Source organism: Pseudofrankia sp. EUN1h (assembly GCF_001854645.1).
Lineage (GTDB): Bacteria > Actinomycetota > Actinomycetes > Frankiales > Frankiaceae > Pseudofrankia > Pseudofrankia saprophytica.
In genome coordinates, this window is the sequence record NZ_MBLN01000093.1 from 23,029 (window position 1) to 43,149 (window position 20,121).

Below are 20,121 nucleotides of genomic sequence, written 5' to 3' on the forward strand. Positions count from 1 at the left end.
CGCGACGACCGACCGGCGCTTCGGGCGTCGCAGGGCGAGCTGACCGGCGAGGGCGCGACCGGCGCCGACACTCGCCCGCAGAGCCCCGCCGCCTACCAACGGGAACGTCGAGGTCGGGGAATGCGGCTGGCGGGCCTGCCCTTGAGCTGAAGGTGAGTGGTGCCGAGGGTTCGCTTCCGTTGGCCGTGTTGGACTTCGTCGGGATCGAGCACGGCGAGAGCCCGAGCGCGGCGATCGCCGGCGCGGTGAGTATCGCCCAGACCGTCGAGGCGGCCGGGTACCGGCGGTACTGGGTTTCCGAGCACCACAACATGACCAGCCTGGCGTGCAGCGCCCCGGAGCTGCTGACCGCGCACGTCGGCGCGCACACGTCCCGGATCCGGGTCGGCGCGGCCGGGATCATGCTGCCCAACCACACCTCGCTGAAGGTCGCCGAGACCTTCCGGACGCTGCTGGCGATGTACCCCGGACGGATCGACCTGGCGCTCGGCCGGGCGCCGGGAACCGATCCCCTGACCGCGCACGTGCTGCGCCGCGGGGCATCCGCCGATCCAGGCGCGGAGTTCCCCGGGCAGGTCGGCGAGCTGCTGGCGTTCCTCGGGGACGGCTTTCCGCCCTCGCATCCCTACTCGCGACTCGTGGCCGCTCCCGTGGTCGACGAGAGGCCCGAACTGTTCGTCCTGGGATCGAGCCCCTACGGCCCGCGGTTCGCCGCCGTCAACGGCCTGAGCGCCGTGTTCGCGCACCATATGAGCCCCGACCTGGCGTTCGAGGCGCTGCGCGGCTACCGGCGCGAGTTCACTGCCCGGGCCGAGGGCGCGGCACCGTACTCGGCGATGTCCGTGCTGGCCTTCGCGAGCGAGGACGAGGAAGCGACCCTCGAGTTCACGGCGGCGTGGACCCTGACCATCCAGAACATCAGCCGCGGGATACGCGAGCCGCTGCGGCCGGAGGACGTCCGCGAGTTCGCCAGGTCGCCGCAGTTCCGCTCCACCCGCCACGACGACGGCCGGATGGTCACCGGCGAGCCGAAGGCCGTAGCCGAACGGCTCCTGGAGATGAAGCGGGAGGCCGAGGTCGACGAGATCGTCATCGTCACCCCGAGCCTCGACCGCGATCGTCGCAAGGCCAGCTTCGCCGCACTGGCCGAAGCGTGGCGCCAGGCCGCGTAAGCCAGCGCCAAGGATGGTCAGCGGCCACGGGTTGGGAATGCTCGGAGCCCCTGGGGGGCACACTCCGGGCATCCCCAACCGCTGTGGCCGCTGTCGCCGCACGTCACCGGCCTGACCAGGCCGCCTCAACCGGCGAACAGCGTGCGGACTCGGCGATCACGTGACCGCTGGCGCGTCGTGACCGGGTCTGGTCAGCGGGCGCGGCGTGCGCTGAACGTCGCGGCGCTGTGGGTCGGTCGCGACCCAGGTCGCTGGGCGGGCGACGGGGCGGCCTCGTGATCAGGTGAGCCGGCACGAGCCGTGGCCGTGGCCGCACGCGGTCGAGACGCCGTGGTCCGCCCGGAAGACGCCGTGGTCCGCCCGGCAGACGCTGTGGTCCGCCCGGCGCCGCGGCTGTGGTTACCGGCGGGGCGGCGTCCACGTCGTCTGCCTGTTCGAGGTGTCGGCTCGGTGCCGCGGTTTCCGTCTGCCGGCACCCGTTGGGCTGGGGCGGTTCGGGTCTCCGGCTGGATCGCGGCCGCGGGGCTGGGCAGCGACCGGGCGCCCGGGGCGAGCGAGGCGAGCACCGGGTGATCGGCGGATGCGACCCGGGTGGTCGTCGGCTTGATGCCAGCGGCGCGGGCCAGTTGCGTGACCTCACGGATCTGCTCCGTGGTCGCCACGGTGACGACGGTGCCGCTGTTGCCGGCGCGCGCGGTACGCCCGGAACGGTGCAGGTAGGCCTTGTGGTCGGCCGGCGGGTCGGCGTGGATCACGAGGGCCACGTTGTCGACGTGGATGCCGCGGGCGGCGATGTCCGTGGCGACCAGCGCCGAGGCGCGGCCCGCCTGGAAGTCGTCGAGGTTGCGGGTACGCGCGTTCTGGCTCAGGTTGCCGTGCAGCTCGACCGTGGGCACGCCGGCGCGGTTCAGGTGGCGGGCCAGAGCCTTGGCGCCGTGCTTCGTGCGGGTGAACACGACCGTGCGGCCTGGTGCGCTGGACAGGTGCACGAGCACGGGAAGCCGGCTGTCCCGCTCGACGTGCAGCAGATGGTGCGTCATGGTGCCCACCGGGGACTGGGCCGAGTCGGCCTCGTGTACCGCGGGTCTGGTGAGGTACTGGCGCACCAGGGTGTCGATGGCCTTGTCCAGGGTGGCCGAGAACAGCATGCGCTGCCCGCCTGCCGGGGTCTGGCCGATCAGCCGGCGTACAGCGGGCAGGAACCCCAGGTCGGCCATGTGGTCGGCCTCGTCCAGCACGGTGATCTTCACGTGGGCCAGCGAGCAGTGCCGCTGATCGAGGAGATCCTCGAGCCGGCCAGGGCAGGCCACGACGATGTCGACGCCCCGCCGGATCGCGGCCACCTGCGGGTTCTGACCGACGCCGCCGAACACGGTGCACGAGGTGAGGCCGGCCGCGGCGGCCAGCGGCCGCAGCGCCGTGTCGATCTGCGCGGCGAGCTCGCGGGTGGGCGCCAGAATCAGCGCGCGCGGGGCCCCGGCCCGGGCCCGAGGCCCGCCGGACAGCCGCGCGACCACGGGCAGGAGGAAGGCGAGTGTCTTGCCGGAGCCCGTGCGGCCGCGGCCGAGGATGTCACGTCCGGCGAGCGCGTCCGGCAGCGTCGCCCGTTGGATCGGGGTGGGGGTCTCGATGGCGAGACGGGTGAGAACGTCGGTCAGGCGCGCGGGCACGCCAAGATCGGTGAACGAAGACAAGAAAGATCGCTATCTGTGCGGATGTCCCGCCGACAACCAGGGACCCGAGGATCTCGACCGGTTACGCGCGGAGCGGAGGCCCGATGCCGAGAAGCGGATGTTGAGAAGCCGCTGCTAGAAATCGGGTGCTGCGACGCACGGACAACTCGCGGCAGGAGCTCGACGAGCTGATGGCGCCATCATAACTGGTCCGTGCGCCGCACCCGCGCTGACCAGCGTGTGACATCGCCGGCGGACGACGAGCGGCGGGCGACGGGCGGTCTGGACCGGTCCTGTTCAGTCGACGCCGGTCAGTGACGCCGGGGCCGCGTCCTCCAGCGGGGACGGTCGCCGCCACCGGCCCGGGGTGGCCCCCTTGATCCGCTGGAACGCCCGGTTGAACGCCGCCTCGGAGGCGTACCCGACCCGGGCCGCGACCCGACCGACGCTGAGCTCGCCGTCCTCCAGCAGCCTGGCCGCCAGATCCATCCGCCACGACGTGACATAGGCCATCGGCGGCTCCCCCAGCACCTCGGTGAAACGGGCGGCGAACGCGGACCTGGACAGTCCGGCTTCGGCGGCGAGGGCGGGCAGGTCCCAGGCCCGGCTGGGCGCGGCCTGGAACGCGGCCAGGCTGCGGCCGAGGTGTGGGTCGCGGACCCCCGCCACCCACCCGCGGGTCGGCTGCTCGCGGTGCAGCCAGTCGCGGACGGCGTGGACGACGAGGACGTCGGCGAGCCGGGCGGTCACCACCGCGCTGCCGGGCGCCGCCGCGCGGCACTCGGCCGCCATCACCTCGACGGTCGAGCGCAGCCAGCCGTCGCGCTGCTCGGCGACCAGCAGTGGCGGCAGGCTCGCCATCAGCCGGCCGACGGCCAGATCGGTGAACTCCACCGCCCCGCAGATCAGCCGCGCCGGCGCGCCGCCCCCGTCGATCCGCATCCGCTCGTAGCGCTCGGTGACCTCCTCGCGGGGCAGGTCCCACAGCGGCACCGCCGGCCCGTCCGCGTCGGAACCGACGACGTGGCCCGCTCCGTGTGGCACGAGCACCAGCTCACCAACACCCGAGGTGGCCCGCTGGCCCTCCACGTCGACGACGAGGGACTCGCCCTCGGTGAGCAGGTGGAACATCACGGTGTCGCGGATCGGCGGGATGCCGATCCCCCACGGCGCGCTCAGCTCCGAGACCGCGTAGAAGACGCCGGTCATACCGAAGTGGGCGAGCGTCTCGTCAAGAACGTCGGCCACCGCGCCCCCCTGGACGGATGAGCAATCGAGCCGGGCTTCCGAGCATTGTACGTCCGACCGCGTCGCGTGATCGTGGAACCAGGTCCGAACGGCGGACCGCGGGGAACCGCGAGAAGGAGGCAGACGATGAACGTGCTGGTCGTAGGAGCGAGCAGGGGCAGCGGCGCCGCGGCGGTCCGGGCGCTGGCGGCCGAAGGCCACCGGGTGACCGCGTTCGCGCGATCGGCGAGCGCCGCGGACCTGGGGCCGGCCGACCGGGACCGGGAGGTGGTCCGCGTCGACGGCGACGTGCTGGACGCCGAGGCACTCGCGAAGGCGATGGTCGGCCAGGACGCGGTGGTCGTCACGCTCGGGATCAGTGACAACCCGGTGAAGGTCCGGCTGGCGCGCCGCGCCGCCACCCCGCTCGACGTTCGGTCGACGGGAACGGCGCGCGTCGTCGCGGCGATGCGACAGGTCGGCGTGCCCCGCCTCGTCGCGCAGACCACCTACGGCCTCGGTGCGGGCCGCCGGCTGCTGCCCAGGTCCCTCAAGCTGGTCTTCGCGCTGCTGCTCGCCCCGCAGATCCGCGACAGCGAGCGCCAGGAGGAGATCGTCCGCGGCAGCGGCCTCGACTGGACGCTGATCCGCCCGGTCTCGCTCACCGACGACCAGACCGACGCGCCGGCGCACGTCACGACCGACGACACGACCGCCGGGATGAAGGTGGCACGGTCCCAGGTGGCCCGGGTCGCCACGAACGCCCTCACCGACCCGGCCACGATCCACCGCACCCTGAGCGTCTCGGCCTGATCCCCCGGGCGATCTCGGTGAACGGCGGGTCCGCATGACGGAACGTTCCGCCGAGACAGCCCTCGACCGGATACGTCGGCTACCCCCTGGCTGACAGCCCTGGGTGAGTTCGGCGTCGACCAGACGGCGCACCAGCCACGATCGGCCAGTGTTTCGACGCACAAATCGACGCAACCTGTCGGCAGGCGTACGCTGTCGGCGTGGCAGAGGACGCCCTTACCAGGTCAATCCCCGACGCGCGCCGCGCCGTGTCACCGCGTTCCGGGGAGATCGCCACCTCCGTCGACCGGCTGCTCACCGAGTTCCTGGACGCGAGTCAGCGTCGTTGACGGGCCTGGATCCCGGCCTCGAGGTACTGGTCACCGTCGCGCGGCAGATGGTGCTCGGCGGCGGTAAGCGTCTCCGGTCCGCGTTCGCCTTCTGGGGGTGGCGTGGCGCCGTCGGGCCGGGTCGGCCCGCCACGTCGGTTCTGCCGGCGTTGGGTGCGTTGGAGCTTCTGCACACGTGCGCACTCGTCCATGACGACGTCATGGACGCCTCGGCCACCCGGCGCGGCCTGCCGACCGCGCACCGAGCGGCTGCCCGCCGGCACGTCGCCCTCGGACTGCCCGGCGACCCGGACGAGTTCGGGCGCAGCACCGCGATCCTCGTCGGCGACCTGTGCATGGTCTGGGCGGATCGGCTCGCCAGCCGCGCGGACCTGCCCGCGGCCACGCTGATCGCCGCTCGTCAGGGCTACGACCGCATGCGCCTGGAGGCGATTGCCGGGCAGTTCCTGGACCTGCTGGGTGACGGCGCGCTGGAGTCGTCCTCGATCGGGCGCGCGTTGCACGTCGCTCGCCTCAAGACGGCGAGCTACACGGTGGCAAGACCGCTGATCTACGGAGCCGTGCTCGGCGGTGCGGCCGCCGACGGTCCGCTGGCGCGGGCATATACCCGGTATGGCATGGCGGTGGGCGAGGCATTTCAACTGCGGGACGACCTGCTCGGTGTCTACGGCGACCCGCGGGTCACCGGCAAGCCGGTCGGCGAGGATCTCGCCCGCGGGAAGTCGACCGTGCTGCTGGAACTCGCCCGCGCCATGGCCACCGGTGCCGAGGCCGACGAGCTGCGGCGACTGCTCGCCCGCCGGGCTCCGGAGGATCTGCCACGACTGGCCGCGCTGCTCACCCGGACGGGCGCGGCGGCCGAGCTGGACCGGATGATCTCCGAGCGGGTCGCCTGCGCGTTCGCCGCGGTCGACGAGGCTCCGCTCGACCCGGCGACCCGCGAGGCGCTTGGCTGCCTCTGCGCCGCGGCCAGCCAGCGCGAGTCATGACGCGAGTCATGACCGGCCAGCCGACACCCGAACAGGACACCGCCAGCGCCGGTGACGTCGCCCGCCGGCTGGGCGTCGCGGTCACCACCCTGCGGACCTGGCATCAACGCTACGGCCTCGGACCCAGCCACCACGCCCCCGGGCAACACCGCCGCTACACCGAGAGCGACATCGCCAGGCTCGACCTGATGGCCCGTCTCACCGCCCGCGGCCTGCCGGCCGCCGAGGCTGCCCGGACCGCCCTCGCCGAGGACCACGCTCCGAGGAGCTCACCCGCCGCCGTCCGCGACGGCGGCGGCCGCACGGTCCCGGTCGGCCGCGCCGACCCGGCCGCCCGTGGCCTCGCCCGCGCCGCGATGCGGCTCGACACGCTCGCGATGCACGAGATCATCGCCGCGGCCATCCAGGAACGAGGAGTCGCCGGCACCTGGGACGAGGTCCTGCGGCCGGTTTTCGCCGGCCTTGGGCGCCGGCACGCCGCCACCGGCGGGCTGATCGAGGTCGAGCACCTGCTGTCGCGGTGCGTCTCCGAAGCACTCGCCGCCGTGCCCCGACCCACCGACCGCGCACGACCGCCCCGGCTGTTGCTCGCGTGCGCCGCGGACGAACAGCACAGCCTGCCGCTCGAGGCACTCGCCGCCGCACTGGCCGAACACGACGTGCCCAGCCGCCTGCTCGGCGCCAGCGTCCCCACGCCGGCGCTCACGGAGACCGTCCGCCGGACCCGGCCAACCGCCGTCGTCATCTGGTCACATACGGAACCACCGCCGACCCGCACCAGCTTCAGGCCTGCCTGCGCCACCGGCACCGACCCGTGCTCGTCGCGACCGGCCCCGGCTGGCCGGACCTGCCCCCCACCGTCGAACGACCCGCCGACCTCCCCGCCGCCGTGGCGCTGCTGCGCCCACTCGCCCACGGATGATCTGCCCGGCCACCGGCCACTCCGGCCTCGATGACCACAGGTCCGTAAACGAAACAACGGAACGGCGCCGGAACAACCAAAAGGAGAACTCGCTGCCCGCCGGCCGGCCCGCGTGCCATTCTGTTGGTAACTGCCGCGAGCCGTGACCACCGGGGACGCAGGACCCCCGAGACCCGGCCCGCGGGAGGAAGAACCATGACCCCGTGCGGACTGGAAGGGAACCCGCCGATGGCCACTCGCTCTCACCCGACAGCGGTTGGGCGCGGCAGGGTCGCGCCCTGAATCCGGCGGGTCCAACCGCTCGGTGCCACCTTGGCCGGCTCAGCCACCGGTCTCTTTCTTCCGCGGCGTGTCCCTGCCGCGGGCATCCACGTCCTTTCTTCTGAGCGAGGCAGCATGTCCGGACGCGTACACGCGGACCCGACTGAGCTACGGGATTTCGCCGGCGAAATAGAGACCTTCGTCGAAAATACCCAGGCCGAGTTGGAGAAGCTGCGCAAGCGCTTTGACGATCTCGAGTGGGACGACGACGCGCGGCGGCACATCGCCGACCTGCTGGAGGAATCGACCAGCCGGCTCAAGCCACTTTCGGACAAAATGGGCGAAATCCCGCCGAAGCTGCGAAACAAGGCGCAGAAGCTCGCGGAGTATCTCGARGCCAGCTGACCGGCGGCCAGGTCAGGCACGACCAGGAGTGGATGCCAGGTGGCGCTCGTCTCGGTGGTCCCAGCGGTCCTGGTCGCGCACGCGCACCAGCTCGCCGCCCTGGCGGCCAGCGTCAACCGCGCCATCGTGACGCAGCGTGACGGGCTGACCGGCCTCTACGAGCAGACCGAGGAGCGGGTGCGAGCCACGAGCCAGGATCTCACGAGGGCCGAGAATGCCGTACGCGCGGCCGAGCGGGCGCTGGAACGCGCGCGTGAGGAGGAGGAGCGGGCCGCCTGTGCGCTGCGCGAGGCCGAGGCGGCCGTCGGCCAGGCAAACGAAGGCGCGACAGCCGGTGTAGAGGGTGTCGACACCGAGGCGGCGCTCCAGGCCGAACGCCGGGCGGCCAAGGCGCTCGACGTGGCCGGGCGCAAGGTCGAGGAGGCCGAGGCGGAGCTGGAGCGCGCGAGAGCGGAACGGACTGTCACGGTCCGGCTACGGGAGAACGCGCTCGCGCTGCGCGGCCGGGCCCGCGAACAGGTCGACCGAGGACGGACGTTCTCGACGTGCGCCACCCGGTTCGGTGACCTCGCGGCGGACGCGATCTTCCTCCTGGCGGAGCTGCTGGACCTGCTGGACGTGTACCTCGCGGACGTGCCGGGGCAGGCCGCGAGCGCGACGAGCCTGCGTCAGCCCGCGTTCATGGCGCAGATCGCCGGAGCCCCCGCACGGCACGGCCTCAGGACGTTCGCCGGCGAAGGCGCGGGCGTCGGCGGTGTCGCGGACCTCCTCGGCGACCTGCTTGCCGGACTCGACGTCGGCACCGCGGATCTGGAGAAGGGCTGGAACGACAGTGTCGGCCGGCGTTATCAGGAAAACCATCTGGCTCCGATGATCGGTGGGCTGCGTGAAGCGGTGACCATGGCCTTCGACATTCAGGCCGCCGTGCACTGGATACTCGGCGGTCTCGCGAACCAGGGCGGCGGTCTCTAACAAGACCCGTCCGATTCCGACCGGTCGTGAATGGGCGCGAGTGGGCGCGAGGGAACTGACGCAGCGCGCGAAGGATCCCGGGAAAGGGTGAACGGGACCTATGAGTGAGACGGCCGCGGGCGGTCCGGTGCGAGATCTGGCCGGCCGGTGGGACCAGGTGCGCACCGACGCCCACCGCGTCATCCAGCGAACCGAGCAGGCGATCGAGAAGGCCGACACCGCGCTGGCCACGCGCCGCGGCGAGCTGGACAAGGCGCGCGGCCGAGCACTGACCGGCAACGCCGACTGGCGTGCCCGCGAGGTCGACCACCTGGTGGGTCGCGCGCGCGAGGCGCTCGGTTCCCGTTGGTCGCTGTGGGAGGAGGCGGAACGGGACGAGACCGGCCCGTCGTCCGAGGTCAGCGCCGCCGCTGCCCTCGCCGAGCTCACGCTGGCCGTCCGTCGCCTGCGCTCGCCGCTGCGCAGGAAGCGGCACTGGGTCGCGGTCGCCGTCGCGGCGGTACGCCGCTGCGACGACCTGATCGCGCGTTCGGGCGCGGACGCCGCGCGCAAGTGGCAGGAGGGCATGCAGGCCGCCACGCGAGGCCGGAACGAGGCCGTCCAGGACGCGCTGAACGCCTGGCGGCGCGACCTCGCCCAGCTGCGGCGCACCGTCGACGCCCTGCGCGCCGAGCTCGACGCGGCCATGCCACCCGCCGACGCCGACTGGAGCGCGTGGCACCCGCTCTCCCAACCTGTCGACGCGCTGCGCATCGGCACGTACTCGCGGCGCGGGTGCGAGGACGAGCCGCTGACGGTGCCCGCGCTGTTCCCGTTCCCAGGGACGACCAACCTCGTCGTTCGGGCCGGCCGGGGGGTTCCCGGGCGCGCGGACGCGGTCCTGGGTGTGGTCGGGCGCATGCTGGCCTCGATCCCCGCGGGCCGGCTGCGCCTCTCGGTGATCGACCCGATCGCGCTCGGCAGCGCGGTGCGGTCGCTCGCCGGCCTCAACTCCGACGACGTACGGCTGATGGACGACCCCCTCGTGCGCCCACAGGAGATCGAGAACAAGCTCACCGAGCTGGTCGAGCGGATCGGCCGGGTGGACCGCGACCTGCTGGGACCGCACCGGCTCGGCTCGCTCGTCGAGTTCAACCGACGGCCTGGCGCCCGGCCCGAGCCCTACCACGTCGTCGTCGTCTTCGACTTCCCTCGCGGGTTCACCACCCCGGAAAGCCGCACCCGGCTCGACCAGGTCATGCTGAACGGCCCGCGGTGCGGGGTCTACACCATCCTCGTGATCGCGCAGGACAGTGCTGACTACCCCCATCACCTGGCCATGGGCGAGGACGGGCAGGTCACGACGGGTCCGGCGGTCCTCACCCCGGCCGCCGTGGGTGAGTGGACGTTCGAACTGGAGCATCCGGCCGCGTCGAGCTGGGAGGCGTCGGAGGTGCTGCGGACCGTCGTGGACCGCGTCGCCGACGCGGCGAGGGACGCGGATCGGGTCGTCGTCACCCCGAAGCGGATGTTCGACCTGCTCCCGGTGGCGACCCGGCCGGAGCTGGGTGGCATCGCCGGTGTCGAACGGCTGGTCCGTCTGCGTGACCCGTCCACCTGGTGGCAGGCGGACGCGACCGAGAGCCTCGCGGTTCCCCTCGGTACGTACGGCCTGGACGACCTGATGGTCATGCGTCTGGGTGACGGCACCMGCAACCACGTCATGATCGCCGGCATGACCGGGGCCGGGAAGTCGACCCTGCTGCACACGCTCATCACCGTGGCCGCGGTCCTCTACTCGCCGGCGGAGCTGGAGCTCTACCTCATCGATATGAAGCAGGGCGTCGAGTTCCAGGAGTACGCGCGCCGGGCGCTGCCGCACGCCCGGGTCGTCGCCATGCACAGCCAGCGCGAGTTCGGCCTGGAGACGATGCGGACGCTGACGATGGAGATCGAGAGACGGGCCGCCCTGTTCAAGAGGTACCAGGCGGCGGATCTTGCCGGCTACCGGCGGGCCCGGGCCGAGGCCGCCGGCACCCGCACCGGCACCGGCACCGGCACCGGCACTGGCGCGGACGCGGACGCGGACGCGGACGACCCGATGCTGGCCCGGGTGCTGCTGGTCGTCGACGAGTTCCACGTCCTGTTCGACGCCGACGACGAGACCGGGCGGGAGGCGGCCGGGCATCTGGCGACGCTGGTGCGGATGGGCCGCGCCTACGGCGTCCACGTCCTGCTCGCGTCCCAGACACCGAGCAGCCCGGTCAGCATGGGCAGCGACGCCGTGCGCAACATGGAGATCCGTATCGCGTTGCGGTGCCACGACCAGGTGAGCCGCCGCATCCTCGCCGAGAACAACCCGGCCGCCACCGAGCTGGCGCCACGCGGTGAGGCCATCTACAACGCCAGCTCGGGCCAGCGCGGCCGGGACACGAAGTTCCAGGTCGCCTACCTCGAGACAGCCGACCGCGCCGCCCTGCTGGACACGTTCCGCGCGCTCGCCCGGTCGCGGGACTTCCCGCGTGATCCCCTGGTCTACGACGGCGACCGGCCCGGCGACATCACCAGCGGCGTCTTCGCCGAGCTCGCCGGCGCGCGGCGGGAGCCCGCCGCGCCGTTGCGCATCTGGCTGGGCGAGCCGCTCGGGCTCTCGGCACCGGTGCACACCGACTTCGCCGCCCGCGCCGACCGCGCGCTGCTGGCCATCGGCGACGACCCGGCGAACGTGGGTGTGCTGACGGCCGTGTGCGCGTCGCTCGCCGCCGGGGGTGTAGGCCGTGGCCCGGGCCGCCTGGYGGCGGTCTCGGTCGTCGACTTCACCGCCGTCGACCAGCGGTACACCGCGGTGCATGAGGAACTCGTGACGCTGTTGCCCGGGCTGCGGCGGTGCGGCGCGGCGGACGCCCTGGCGCACGTCGGAGAGCTCGCGGAGCTGGTGGAGAAGCGGACCATGAACGACAGCTACACCGTCGACCTGGTCGAGGACTGTCGGTTCCTGCTCCTCAACGGCCTGCACCGCTGCCGCGGGATCTCCGCGGCACCGTCCTGGAGCGGCGGTGCGGCGGGGCTGGGCGTCCCGCTCGACTACCTGCTCCGAGAGGGACCCGAGGTCGGGGTGTTCGTCGTCGCGACCATCGACGGCAACGGCCTGCGCCGCGTGCACCGCGACATCCTGAACCAGTTCGGCATCGTCCTGACCCGTCAGCGCCCGCAGCAGTACGACCGGGTCGACGCCCTGTCCGGACTCGCGACGAACCGGCTGCGCGACGGCCAGGCACTGCTCAACGACGACGGCGACGTCATCGGCCTACGCCCGTTCCAGATACCGCCACCCGGCTGGCTGGCCGCCTTCGCCCGCGGCCTACCGCCACTCCCCCGAGGACCCGAGCCCAGCTCATGACGACCGGGCCGGCGCGCGGCCGCGGCTGGCGACCACGTCCACTGAACCGCTCCGCCGTGGGGCAGGGTGTCAGGCGGCCTGGTCACGGTGCCCACTCCACCAGCGCGGCTCGGCAGGATTCGAGCACTCGTCGGAGTTCCATGGCCTCCGTGGCGGAGAGGTCATGCAGCATCCGTGCTTCGAGGGCAGCGACCTTGGGGCGGTACTCGTCGAGTACCCGCTGGCCGGTCGCGGTAAGCGCGAGCAGGAGACGCCGCCCGTCGGCGGGGTCGCGGCGGCGTTCGACGAGGCCGCGGTCGAGCAGCGCGGTGACCATGTCGGCCATGCTCTGGGCGGTGACGAACGAGCGGCGCGCCAGCCGCGCCGCGGTGAGGTCGGACTGGCGCTCCAGCACCGTCATCGCCGTGTACTGCAGCGCGGTGAGATCCGCCGGGCGGACGAGGTCGTCGAGGCGGGTGCGGATCGCGAGCTCGACCTGCTTGACCAGGTAGAGCATCGTCGGGCCCGGGCTGAGATCCGGTTGCGGCGCTCGGCGCTCGTGTGCGATGCCCATACAGCGAGATTTTGCCTGCCCGGGATCTGCCCCGGCATCGGCTGACCGGCTCAGACCAGGCCGATGAGCCGCGCGGCGGTGAGCTTGTCGATGGCGGGGCGGATGTCGGCGGGCCAGCCGAGCGCGGCGGCGTCCTCCATCCACCGTCCTGGTGGGATGAGGGGGTAGTCGCTGCCGAACATCACCTTGTGTCGCAGCTGGTGGCCGGCGGCGTGGGTGAGCTCGGGCGGGAAGTACTTCGGCCGCCAGCCGGACAGGTCGATGTAGACGTTGGCCTTGTGGGTGGCCATCGAGATCGCCTCGGCCTGCCACGGCACGGACGGGTGGGCCAGGATGACCGTGAGCCGCGGGAAGTCGGCCGCGACGTCGTCGAGCAGGAGTGGGTTGGAGTAGCGCAGCTTGATGCCGCGCCCGCCGGGCAGACCGGCGCCGATGCCGTTCTGCCCCGTGTGGAACAGGGCAGGGACGCCGAGCTCCTCCAGCCGGGCCCACAGCGGGTAGTACGCGGGATCGTCGGGTGCGAATCCCTGCAGGCTGGGGTGGAACTTGAAGCCGCGTACGCCGAAGTGCTCGACGAGCCGGGTGGCCTGGTCGAGGGCCGCCGCGCCGCGCAGCGGGTCCACGGAGCCGAACGGGATCAGGACATCGGCGTGCTCGGCGCACTCCTGCGCGATCTGTTCGCTGGACAGCGCCGGATGCCCGAGGTTGGTGGCCGCGTCGACGGTGAACACCACGGCGGCCATGCCCAGCCCGCGGTAGATCGTGGCGAGGTCGGCGACCGTGGGGGTGCGGTTGTCGACGGCCCGGAAGTAGCCGGCCGATGCCTCGAGCAGTTCGTCGTCGAGGGCGCAACAACCGTGGCTGTCCTTCTCGACATGCACGTGGATGTCGAGAGCGCGGACAGCCTCGACGTCCACGGCGGGGGTGTAGACGGTCACCGGTACTCCTCCCGGAGGACGGACTTGAGCACCTTCCCCGCGGCGCTGTGCGGGAGCTCCGCCACGATCACCACCGACCTCGGCAGCTTGTAACGGGCGAGCCGGCCGGCCAGGTGGGTGAGCAGATCGGCTTCGGTGAGCCGCCAGCCCGCGCGCGGCGCGACGATGGCTCGGCCAACCTCGCCCCAGTGCGCGTCGGGCACGCCGATCACCGCGCACTCGGCCACCGCGGGGTGGGTGTGGATGGCCTGCTCGACCTCGACGGGGTACACGTTCTCCCCGCCGGAGATGTACATGTCCTTGAGGCGATCGACGATGCGTAAGAAGCCGTCGTCATCGACCACGGCCACGTCGCCGGAGCGCAGCCAGCCGTCGGCCGTGAACGCGTCCCGGGTCGCCTGCTCGTTGCGCCAGTAGCCCTCGGTGACGTTCGGGCCGCTGATCTGTACCTCGCCTGGCTCTCCGGGACGGACCGGGGCACCGTCGGGCGCGACGACCCGGACGTCGGCGAAGAACACGCCGGCCCCGGCCGAGCCGAGTCGTCGCAACGCGTCCTCACCGCGCAGCAGGGTGGCGCCCGGCGCGGTCTCCGTCAGGCCGTAGCCCTGGATGAGCGGCAGCCCGCGGTCGGCCCAGAGCCGCAGCACGCTCTCGGGCACCGGCGCGCCGCCGGTCATTGCTATCCGCAGCGACGTGAGGTCCGCGTCGGCGAAGGTCGGCACGGCGGCGAGCGCGAGGTACATGGAGGTGACCCCGAACAGCATGGTCACCCGTTGATGCTCGATGAGCCACAGCGCGCGGTCCGGGTCGAAACGTGGCTCGATCAGCGACGTCCCGCCCTTGAACAGGGTCGGGAACAGCACCTGGTTGAGCGCCGCGGTGTGGAACAGCGGGGCGGTGACCAGGGAGATCTCATCGGTGCGGACGTCGAGGTCGCTGAGCAGGTTGACGACGTTCCAGGTGATGTTGCCGTGGCTGAGCTGTACGCCCTTCGCCCGGCCGGTCGTCCCGGACGTGTACTGGATCATGAACCGGTCGTCGAGGCCGATCGGCTCGTCCCACGGCGTGCCGTCGTCGGCCATGAGGCTGGCCAGACCCGACGCTGCGGGTCCGCCCACCTCCACGCGCGCAAGGCCGAGGGAAGCCACGTCCGCGGACATGACCAGATCGGTGAAGACCGTGTCGTGCAGCAGCAGCGCCGGCGCGCAGTCGCGCAGGATCGCGGCGAGCTCGGGCTGCGCGAGGCGGGTGTTGAGCGGCACGAACACCGCGCCGAGCTTCGCCGTACCGATCATGCAGACGATCAGGTCGATGCTGTTGAGCCCGAGGTAGGCGACCCGGTCACCACGCTGGACGCCGCGAGCGGCGAGGCCGTGGCCGACGCGGACCGCGAGCTGGTCGAGCTCGCCGTAGGTCACGGTCCGGTCGCTCTCGACCAGCGCCGTCTTGTCGGCGACCATGCGGGCCCGCCGCCGGGTCCACGACCCGATCCCGTGATCGTTCACTGCCGCTCCTCGGAGATCTCGTCCAGCGTCACGTTGCCATCGGCGGTCCGGCTGCCATCGGAGGTCCGCGTCGCGGCCCGGCTGGTGTCGCTCACAGGTCGGTGACCTTCGGCGCCCGCCCGGCCAGGAAGCTGGCCATCCGCTGCTTGGCGTCCTCGGTGCTCTGGGCCACGGCCGCCATCAGGGACTCCAGCAGATAGCCCTCATCGGGACTGGCCTGCGCGATGCGCGGCAGGGCCCGCAGCACGGCGAAGTTCGTCTGGGGGGCGTTCCCCGCGATGCGCCGCGCGAGCTCGAGGGCCGCGGCACTCGCGGTGCCGGTCTCGACCAGGTACTGCGTCAGGCCGGCCGCCTGGCCCTCGTCCGCGTCCAGGCGGCGGCCGGTGAGCATGAGATCCATGACCCGCGCCACGCCGATGAGCCGAGGGAGTCGCACCGATCCGCCACCACCGACGAACAGCCCACGCTGCCCCTCGGGAAGGGCGTAGAACGCCGAGCGGTCGGCGACCCGGAGGTGGCACGCGGCGGCGAGCTCCAGCCCGCCGCCGACCACGGCGCCCGTGAGTGCGGCCACGGTGGGTACCTGCCCGCCGTCGATCGCCTCCATCGCGCGGTGCCAGAACTGGGAGTGGGCGACGCCGGCGAAGGCGTCGCGTTCGGCGAGTTCGTGCAGGTCGAGGCCGGCCGAGAAGTGGTCGCCCTCGGCGTCGAGGACCGCGGCGCGGTAGGCCGGCGCGATCTCCCGGAACACCCGTTCCAGGGCACCGATCGTCGCGTCGTCGAGGGCGTTGCGTTTGCGCGGCCGGGCGAGGGTCACGACAAGGACCTGACCCTCCGCCCGCACCCGCACCGAGACGGGCAGGGCCGCGGCCTGGGGTGGCACCACGACCTCGGCCTGTGACTCGATGTCCACCGCCACCACCAATTCATCAGGTTTCCTGTCTATCTTTCGGCATCATGGCACAGCGATCTCCCCGGGTTCGCCGATTGCGCGAGGGCGGCCGGGTGGATCCGGGCCGTCGGTGCGGCGGGCGGCGGGCGGCGGGCGGCGGGCGGCGCCTCGTCCGACGATGGCGGCGCATCGTCAGGTGATGCGGTAGAGGTCCAGCACCACCCGCCGCGGCTCGCGCCGGCCCACGGCCAGCGCGAGCGTCCGATTGAGGTGCAGCCTGGCCGGCGCGCCGGTGGTGAAGCGCACGATGGTGCGGAAGAAGTACTCGCGCGGCGCGACAGGTTCCCCGCGCGCCAGGCGGTCCATCACCTCGGGTGGGCCGTGGCGCAGGCCGTCGCTGCGGACCTCGATCAACGCGCCGTCCTCGGTACGGATCACGTAGTGCGCGGCGATCTCCAGGACGCCGTCGGCCCGCGCCACCTGCCAGTCGATGCCGCCCTCGACCAGCCGCCCGTTGAGTTCCGGCCCTCGCACCGTGCCACCGGCCAGTGGCACGTACCGGCGCTCGCCGTAGGTGGCCTGCCCAAGCGAGACGACCGCGCCGACGTCGCAGCGCACCTGCGCCAGGGGCACCAGCGGCGGTGGAGGCGGCATCCCGGCTGGAAGGTCGGGCAGCGCGGTGCCGGGTGGCAGGCCGAGCCCACCGCCGGGCATCGCCGGGTCCGGCGCGTCCGCGCCGCTCGTCGCCTCCGTGGCCGCCATCCGGGATGTCAGTCCGCGATCGGGGTGTTGCCGAGGACCTTGTACTGGGTGGGCTGGCCCTTGTCGTCCAGGGCGGTCGTCAGGCCACCGAGGACGCAGACGGCGGGCTGGTCCGGGATGGCCTTGCCGTTGCAGCGGAACTTCAGGCCGGCACCGGCGGGCAGCGCGGTCTCCTTCATCGCCTTGATCGTCGAGGTGATGGCCGCCGGCGTGATGTCGCCCGAGATGCCCTGGGTCGCTACCTGGAAGCTGGCCACAAGCGAGAACATGATCATTCCGTCCTGGGCGCTGAGGTCGATGCCGTCGCCGTAGGTCTCGGCGACCTTGGTGTAGAGGCGCATCGAGGGGCTGTCCGGACCGATGGGCACGGTGGCGCTGACGACGACGCCTTTCAGGGTGCTGGCGGGCACCGCCTTGCGGGTGGCGTCGGTGATGCACTGGGAGATAGCGGTGATGGTGCCGGTGAAGCCGACGGCCTTGAGGCCGTTCATGGCGCTGATGCAGAACGAGTCGTTGCCGATGATGAAGACCTGGTCGGAGCCGTCGTCGGCGATCTGCTGCATCTGGGGGGTCATGTCGGCGGTGCCGGGAGCGACGCGGACGAGCTCGTAGCCGATGCCAGCCTTCTCGAACAGCGGCGGCGCCACGTCCTGGGCGGAGTGCAGGGCGGCCGGGACGTCGATCACGATGGACGCGACCTTCTTGTTGCCCTGGTCCTTCGCGACCTGGATCGGCAGGTCGATGACGGGGAAGGTCGGGTTGCCGAGGCTGAAGGTCGTCGGGCTGGTCAGCAGGCCGGGGTCGCTCGAGCCGTAGAGCATGACGGGGATCCTGGCGTCGCTCAGCGGTTTCCAGGCGCTCTCGACGACGCCCGAGACACCGATCAGGACGGCGGACACACCTTTCTCGACCAGCTGGTTGCCACAGTCGGTGGCCTTGGACAGGTCGCCGAGGGTCTCACAGACCGTGATCTCGATCGGCCGGCCGCCCATCCCGGATTCGTGCTCGTTGAGGTACTTGGCGGTGGCCTCGGCGACCTTGTTGTCGTTGGTGTGGTCGGCGACCGCGCTCGCCCCGTCCGTGATCACGCCGATCTTGACGGGCGCGCCCGTCGCCCTGGCGACCGGGCCCAGGATGTCCGCCTGCGCGGTGGGCGCACTGGCCGTCGGAGCGGAGCCACCTGTGCCGTCGGAGCCGCCGCCGCAGGCCGCGAGAAAGGCCAGGCTCGCGGCCAGGACCGCGACGCCGGCCGGCCGTAACCCCGCCGGAAGGGTGGGTAACCGGGTGGAGATGATGAATGGGAATGGTTGCGCGCCTGGCCGCCGAGCCGCCGGTCTCCGGATATGCGACATGTTTACCACCTTGCCGTTGACGTCGAGTGGCCGCGAATATCGATGGTTCATTCGCCGGAATGACCGAGGCTGGTAACCGGGAGTATTAGGGATGAGGAGGCGAGGTGGATCGTGCGGCGTGAGAGTGCCAGCTTCGTGCTGGTGGCCGGGTCCTCGTCCGTGCCGAGGTTGCGCTCCCAATGCGGGAAGGATCCGCCCGCGATGAGCAGCCGGATTCTGCTTCCCGCCGCGAACCGGTGGGCGACGGGATCGAGCTCGATGCGGATGGGTCCGTTGGCCCGCTCGGGGGCGAGGCGGAGGAATCCGTCACTGACGTTCTGGGATTTGCCCTTGCGGTCCACCTCGCTCAGGCGGACGAACAGGTCGGCGTGTGGGTTGTCGGTGGTGTGGGACAGCTCGACGACCGGCGTACCCACCACCTCGATGGGCGCGGTGATCTCTGTTCCAGTGAAGGCGAGCACGTCGGCGCGTCGGCCGAGCTCGGTGTCGTCCTGGTAGCCGCCGAGGGCGGGTGAGCTCCCTCGGCCGCCCCGGGTCGGCGTCGGATCCGCGGGATCGTAGGTGARCGATGCCGTGGCGTCGGCCTCGGTTACCGCGTCGGTGCTCAGGCCGCGGTCGGGCTGGGGAAACAGCACCTGGTCGCGCGAAGGCGGGGGCCAGGTGGGCAGGTCACGCCACTGCCCGGCTCCCGTGAGGTAGGCGTGCACGGGTTGCGACCGGTGGCGGGCGCCGTCCTGGGCGAGATGTTCCGCGAGCCAGTCCAGGGATTCCGGCTGCACTGTCCGGGACCCGCGTACCGCGAGCCCCAGGTGCGTCCAGGGCCCGACCGTGAGCGCCACGTCGATGCCTCGGCGGTGCAGGTGCTCATACTGCTCGAAGGTCTGCTGGAGGAACATGTCCTGCCAGCCGGTCTGCAGGAGTATCGGTACCTGGACGCGGTCGAGGGCCGCGGCCAGCTGCATGGGCGCCCAGAACGGGTCGTCCAGGTCGCGCCGACCGATCCAGTCGTGGAACCAGGTGGCGCGCCCGTCGCAGAGCTCGTCCGCGCAGTTCGTGACCGGAAGTCCAGCCACTGCCGACGCCTGCCGCCGATCCGCCGTCGCCCGCCGCCGCAGTGAGTTGAGAAAGCCGGCCTCCTGGTGGGTGACGCTGTCGCTCCAGCTCAGAAAGTCGCTGAGCGTGAAACCGCCGTTCAGGTATGCCACCCGACTGAAGTCATGCGGAGCGACCTGGATGACGGCGGTCGTGAGCTCGGGCGGTGGGTCCATGAGCAACGCCCACTGGGTGAAGCCGAGATAGGAACCGCCCACGGTCGCGAACCGGCCGCCGAACCAGGGCTGTTGGCGCAGCCAGGCAACGGTGTCCGCAGCGTCGTCGATCTCGGTGACCATGGGGTCGAATTGGCCGCCAGAGCCGAAGGTTCCCCGGCATCGGACCATCACCACGTCATACCCGCGGGATGCGTAGATTCCGCCGGTGATGGAGGCGACCAACGGGCCGAAGCCATACGGACCGCGGACCAGGACCGTTCCGCGGCTCTTGCCCATGGGCGCGAGGTGGTCGGCCAGTAAGACCTCGCCGTCGCGCATCGGGATCCGCAGGTCACTGGTCACCCGGTAGTCGGTGGTGGCCTGGTGACGGCCCTTGAGCCGGCCATGGGTCAGGCTGTCGAAGAAGCGCCGACGCCTCGATCGGGGCCGGGAATCAGGAATTGCGGGCGTCGCGGTCGGCAACGTGTGCTCCTCAGAGTTACTGATCACTTCGGCCTACCGCGCGGGTGACGCCTCCGCACCCGACTTTCGACGAGCACTGGAGGGGCCTGGTCGTCGGCGACGACGGCGCGGGCCTGCATCGCCAGCGCGCCAGAACCCAGCCCGCAACGTCGCGGATCGTCGTGTTCATCGGTCGTCCGATCAACAGGAAACCTGAAGATCTCGCATGATGGTCCGCCGTCAGGAAACCTGTCAACAGGGTCAA

At 71.9% G+C, this 20,121-nt stretch carries 16 protein-coding genes and 1 pseudogene; 8 read left to right on the forward strand and 9 right to left on the reverse strand.

Going from position 1 to position 20,121, the window contains the following annotated elements; all coding sequences use genetic code 11:
• Positions 1-185 precede the first annotated feature (185 nt).
• Positions 186-1,172 (forward strand): LLM class flavin-dependent oxidoreductase, encoded by a 987-nt coding sequence (locus BCD49_RS35615; protein WP_232794293.1) that lies wholly within the window; start codon positions 186-188, stop codon positions 1,170-1,172.
• 191 nt (positions 1,173-1,363) lie between these two features.
• Here BCD49_RS35615 and BCD49_RS35620 read toward each other — a convergent pair whose 3' ends face one another.
• Together BCD49_RS35620 and BCD49_RS35625 are read right to left on the reverse strand one after the other, a co-directional pair.
• Positions 1,364-2,842 carry a DEAD/DEAH box helicase gene (locus BCD49_RS35620; protein ID WP_007512473.1) on the reverse strand — a complete coding sequence of 493 codons (1,479 nt, stop codon included), beginning with the start codon at positions 2,840-2,842 and terminating at the stop codon, positions 1,364-1,366.
• 300 nt (positions 2,843-3,142) lie between these two features.
• Positions 3,143-4,093 (reverse strand): AraC family transcriptional regulator, encoded by a 951-nt coding sequence (locus BCD49_RS35625; protein WP_007512475.1) that lies wholly within the window; start codon positions 4,091-4,093, stop codon positions 3,143-3,145.
• 126 nt (positions 4,094-4,219) lie between these two features.
• Between BCD49_RS35625 and BCD49_RS35630 the strand changes: the two genes are divergently transcribed.
• From BCD49_RS35630 to BCD49_RS35655, 7 genes and pseudogenes are all read left to right on the forward strand, one after another.
• Positions 4,220-4,885, forward strand: a complete 666-nt coding sequence (locus BCD49_RS35630) for an NAD(P)-binding oxidoreductase (RefSeq protein ID WP_007512477.1) — start codon at positions 4,220-4,222, stop codon at positions 4,883-4,885.
• Between the two features lie 200 nt (positions 4,886-5,085).
• A complete protein-coding gene (locus BCD49_RS46030; protein ID WP_269799825.1) occupies positions 5,086-5,214 on the forward strand; it encodes a hypothetical protein in 129 nt (42 codons plus the stop codon).
• Complete coding sequence (locus BCD49_RS35635) at positions 5,211-6,203, forward strand: polyprenyl synthetase family protein (RefSeq protein ID WP_007512478.1); 993 nt, start codon at positions 5,211-5,213, stop codon at positions 6,201-6,203. Before BCD49_RS46030 ends, BCD49_RS35635 begins: the two co-directional genes overlap by 4 nt.
• An 8-nt stretch (positions 6,204-6,211) precedes the next feature.
• Positions 6,212-7,125, forward strand: a pseudogene (locus BCD49_RS35640) (MerR family transcriptional regulator).
• A gap of 396 nt (positions 7,126-7,521) precedes the next feature.
• Positions 7,522-7,791, forward strand: a complete 270-nt coding sequence (locus BCD49_RS35645; protein ID WP_007512482.1) for a WXG100 family type VII secretion target — start codon at positions 7,522-7,524, stop codon at positions 7,789-7,791.
• Positions 7,792-7,830: 39 nt separating this feature from the next.
• Positions 7,831-8,763 carry a hypothetical protein gene (locus BCD49_RS42820; protein WP_007512484.1) on the forward strand — a complete coding sequence of 311 codons (933 nt, stop codon included), beginning with the start codon at positions 7,831-7,833 and terminating at the stop codon, positions 8,761-8,763.
• A gap of 100 nt (positions 8,764-8,863) precedes the next feature.
• Positions 8,864-12,142 (forward strand): FtsK/SpoIIIE domain-containing protein, encoded by a 3,279-nt coding sequence (locus BCD49_RS35655; protein WP_071042392.1) that lies wholly within the window; start codon positions 8,864-8,866, stop codon positions 12,140-12,142.
• Between the two features lie 82 nt (positions 12,143-12,224).
• Here the strand turns inward: BCD49_RS35655 and BCD49_RS35660 are convergent, their stop codons facing one another.
• From BCD49_RS35660 to BCD49_RS35690, 7 genes are all read right to left on the reverse strand, one after another.
• Positions 12,225-12,695, reverse strand: a complete 471-nt coding sequence (locus BCD49_RS35660) for a MarR family winged helix-turn-helix transcriptional regulator (protein WP_035924799.1) — start codon at positions 12,693-12,695, stop codon at positions 12,225-12,227.
• 50 nt (positions 12,696-12,745) lie between these two features.
• Entirely contained in the window at positions 12,746-13,633 is an 888-nt protein-coding gene (locus BCD49_RS35665; RefSeq protein ID WP_007512489.1) for a 4-hydroxyphenyl-beta-ketoacyl-CoA hydrolase, read from the reverse strand.
• Positions 13,630-15,138, reverse strand: coding sequence for an acyl-CoA synthetase (locus BCD49_RS35670; RefSeq protein WP_007512492.1), 1,509 nt, complete (start codon positions 15,136-15,138; stop codon positions 13,630-13,632). Before BCD49_RS35670 ends, BCD49_RS35665 begins: the two co-directional genes overlap by 4 nt.
• A 91-nt stretch (positions 15,139-15,229) precedes the next feature.
• On the reverse strand, positions 15,230-16,051 hold the full coding sequence (locus tag BCD49_RS35675; RefSeq protein ID WP_007512494.1) for a crotonase/enoyl-CoA hydratase family protein: 822 nt from the start codon (positions 16,049-16,051) through the stop codon (positions 15,230-15,232).
• A gap of 171 nt (positions 16,052-16,222) precedes the next feature.
• Positions 16,223-16,792, reverse strand: a complete 570-nt coding sequence (locus BCD49_RS35680) for a DUF3237 domain-containing protein (protein ID WP_007512495.1) — start codon at positions 16,790-16,792, stop codon at positions 16,223-16,225.
• Between the two features lie 8 nt (positions 16,793-16,800).
• Complete coding sequence (locus BCD49_RS35685) at positions 16,801-18,144, reverse strand: ABC transporter substrate-binding protein (protein WP_027140614.1); 1,344 nt, start codon at positions 18,142-18,144, stop codon at positions 16,801-16,803.
• A gap of 47 nt (positions 18,145-18,191) precedes the next feature.
• Complete coding sequence (locus tag BCD49_RS35690) at positions 18,192-19,877, reverse strand: CocE/NonD family hydrolase (protein WP_071042401.1); 1,686 nt, start codon at positions 19,875-19,877, stop codon at positions 18,192-18,194.
• Positions 19,878-20,121: the final 244 nt, after the last annotated feature.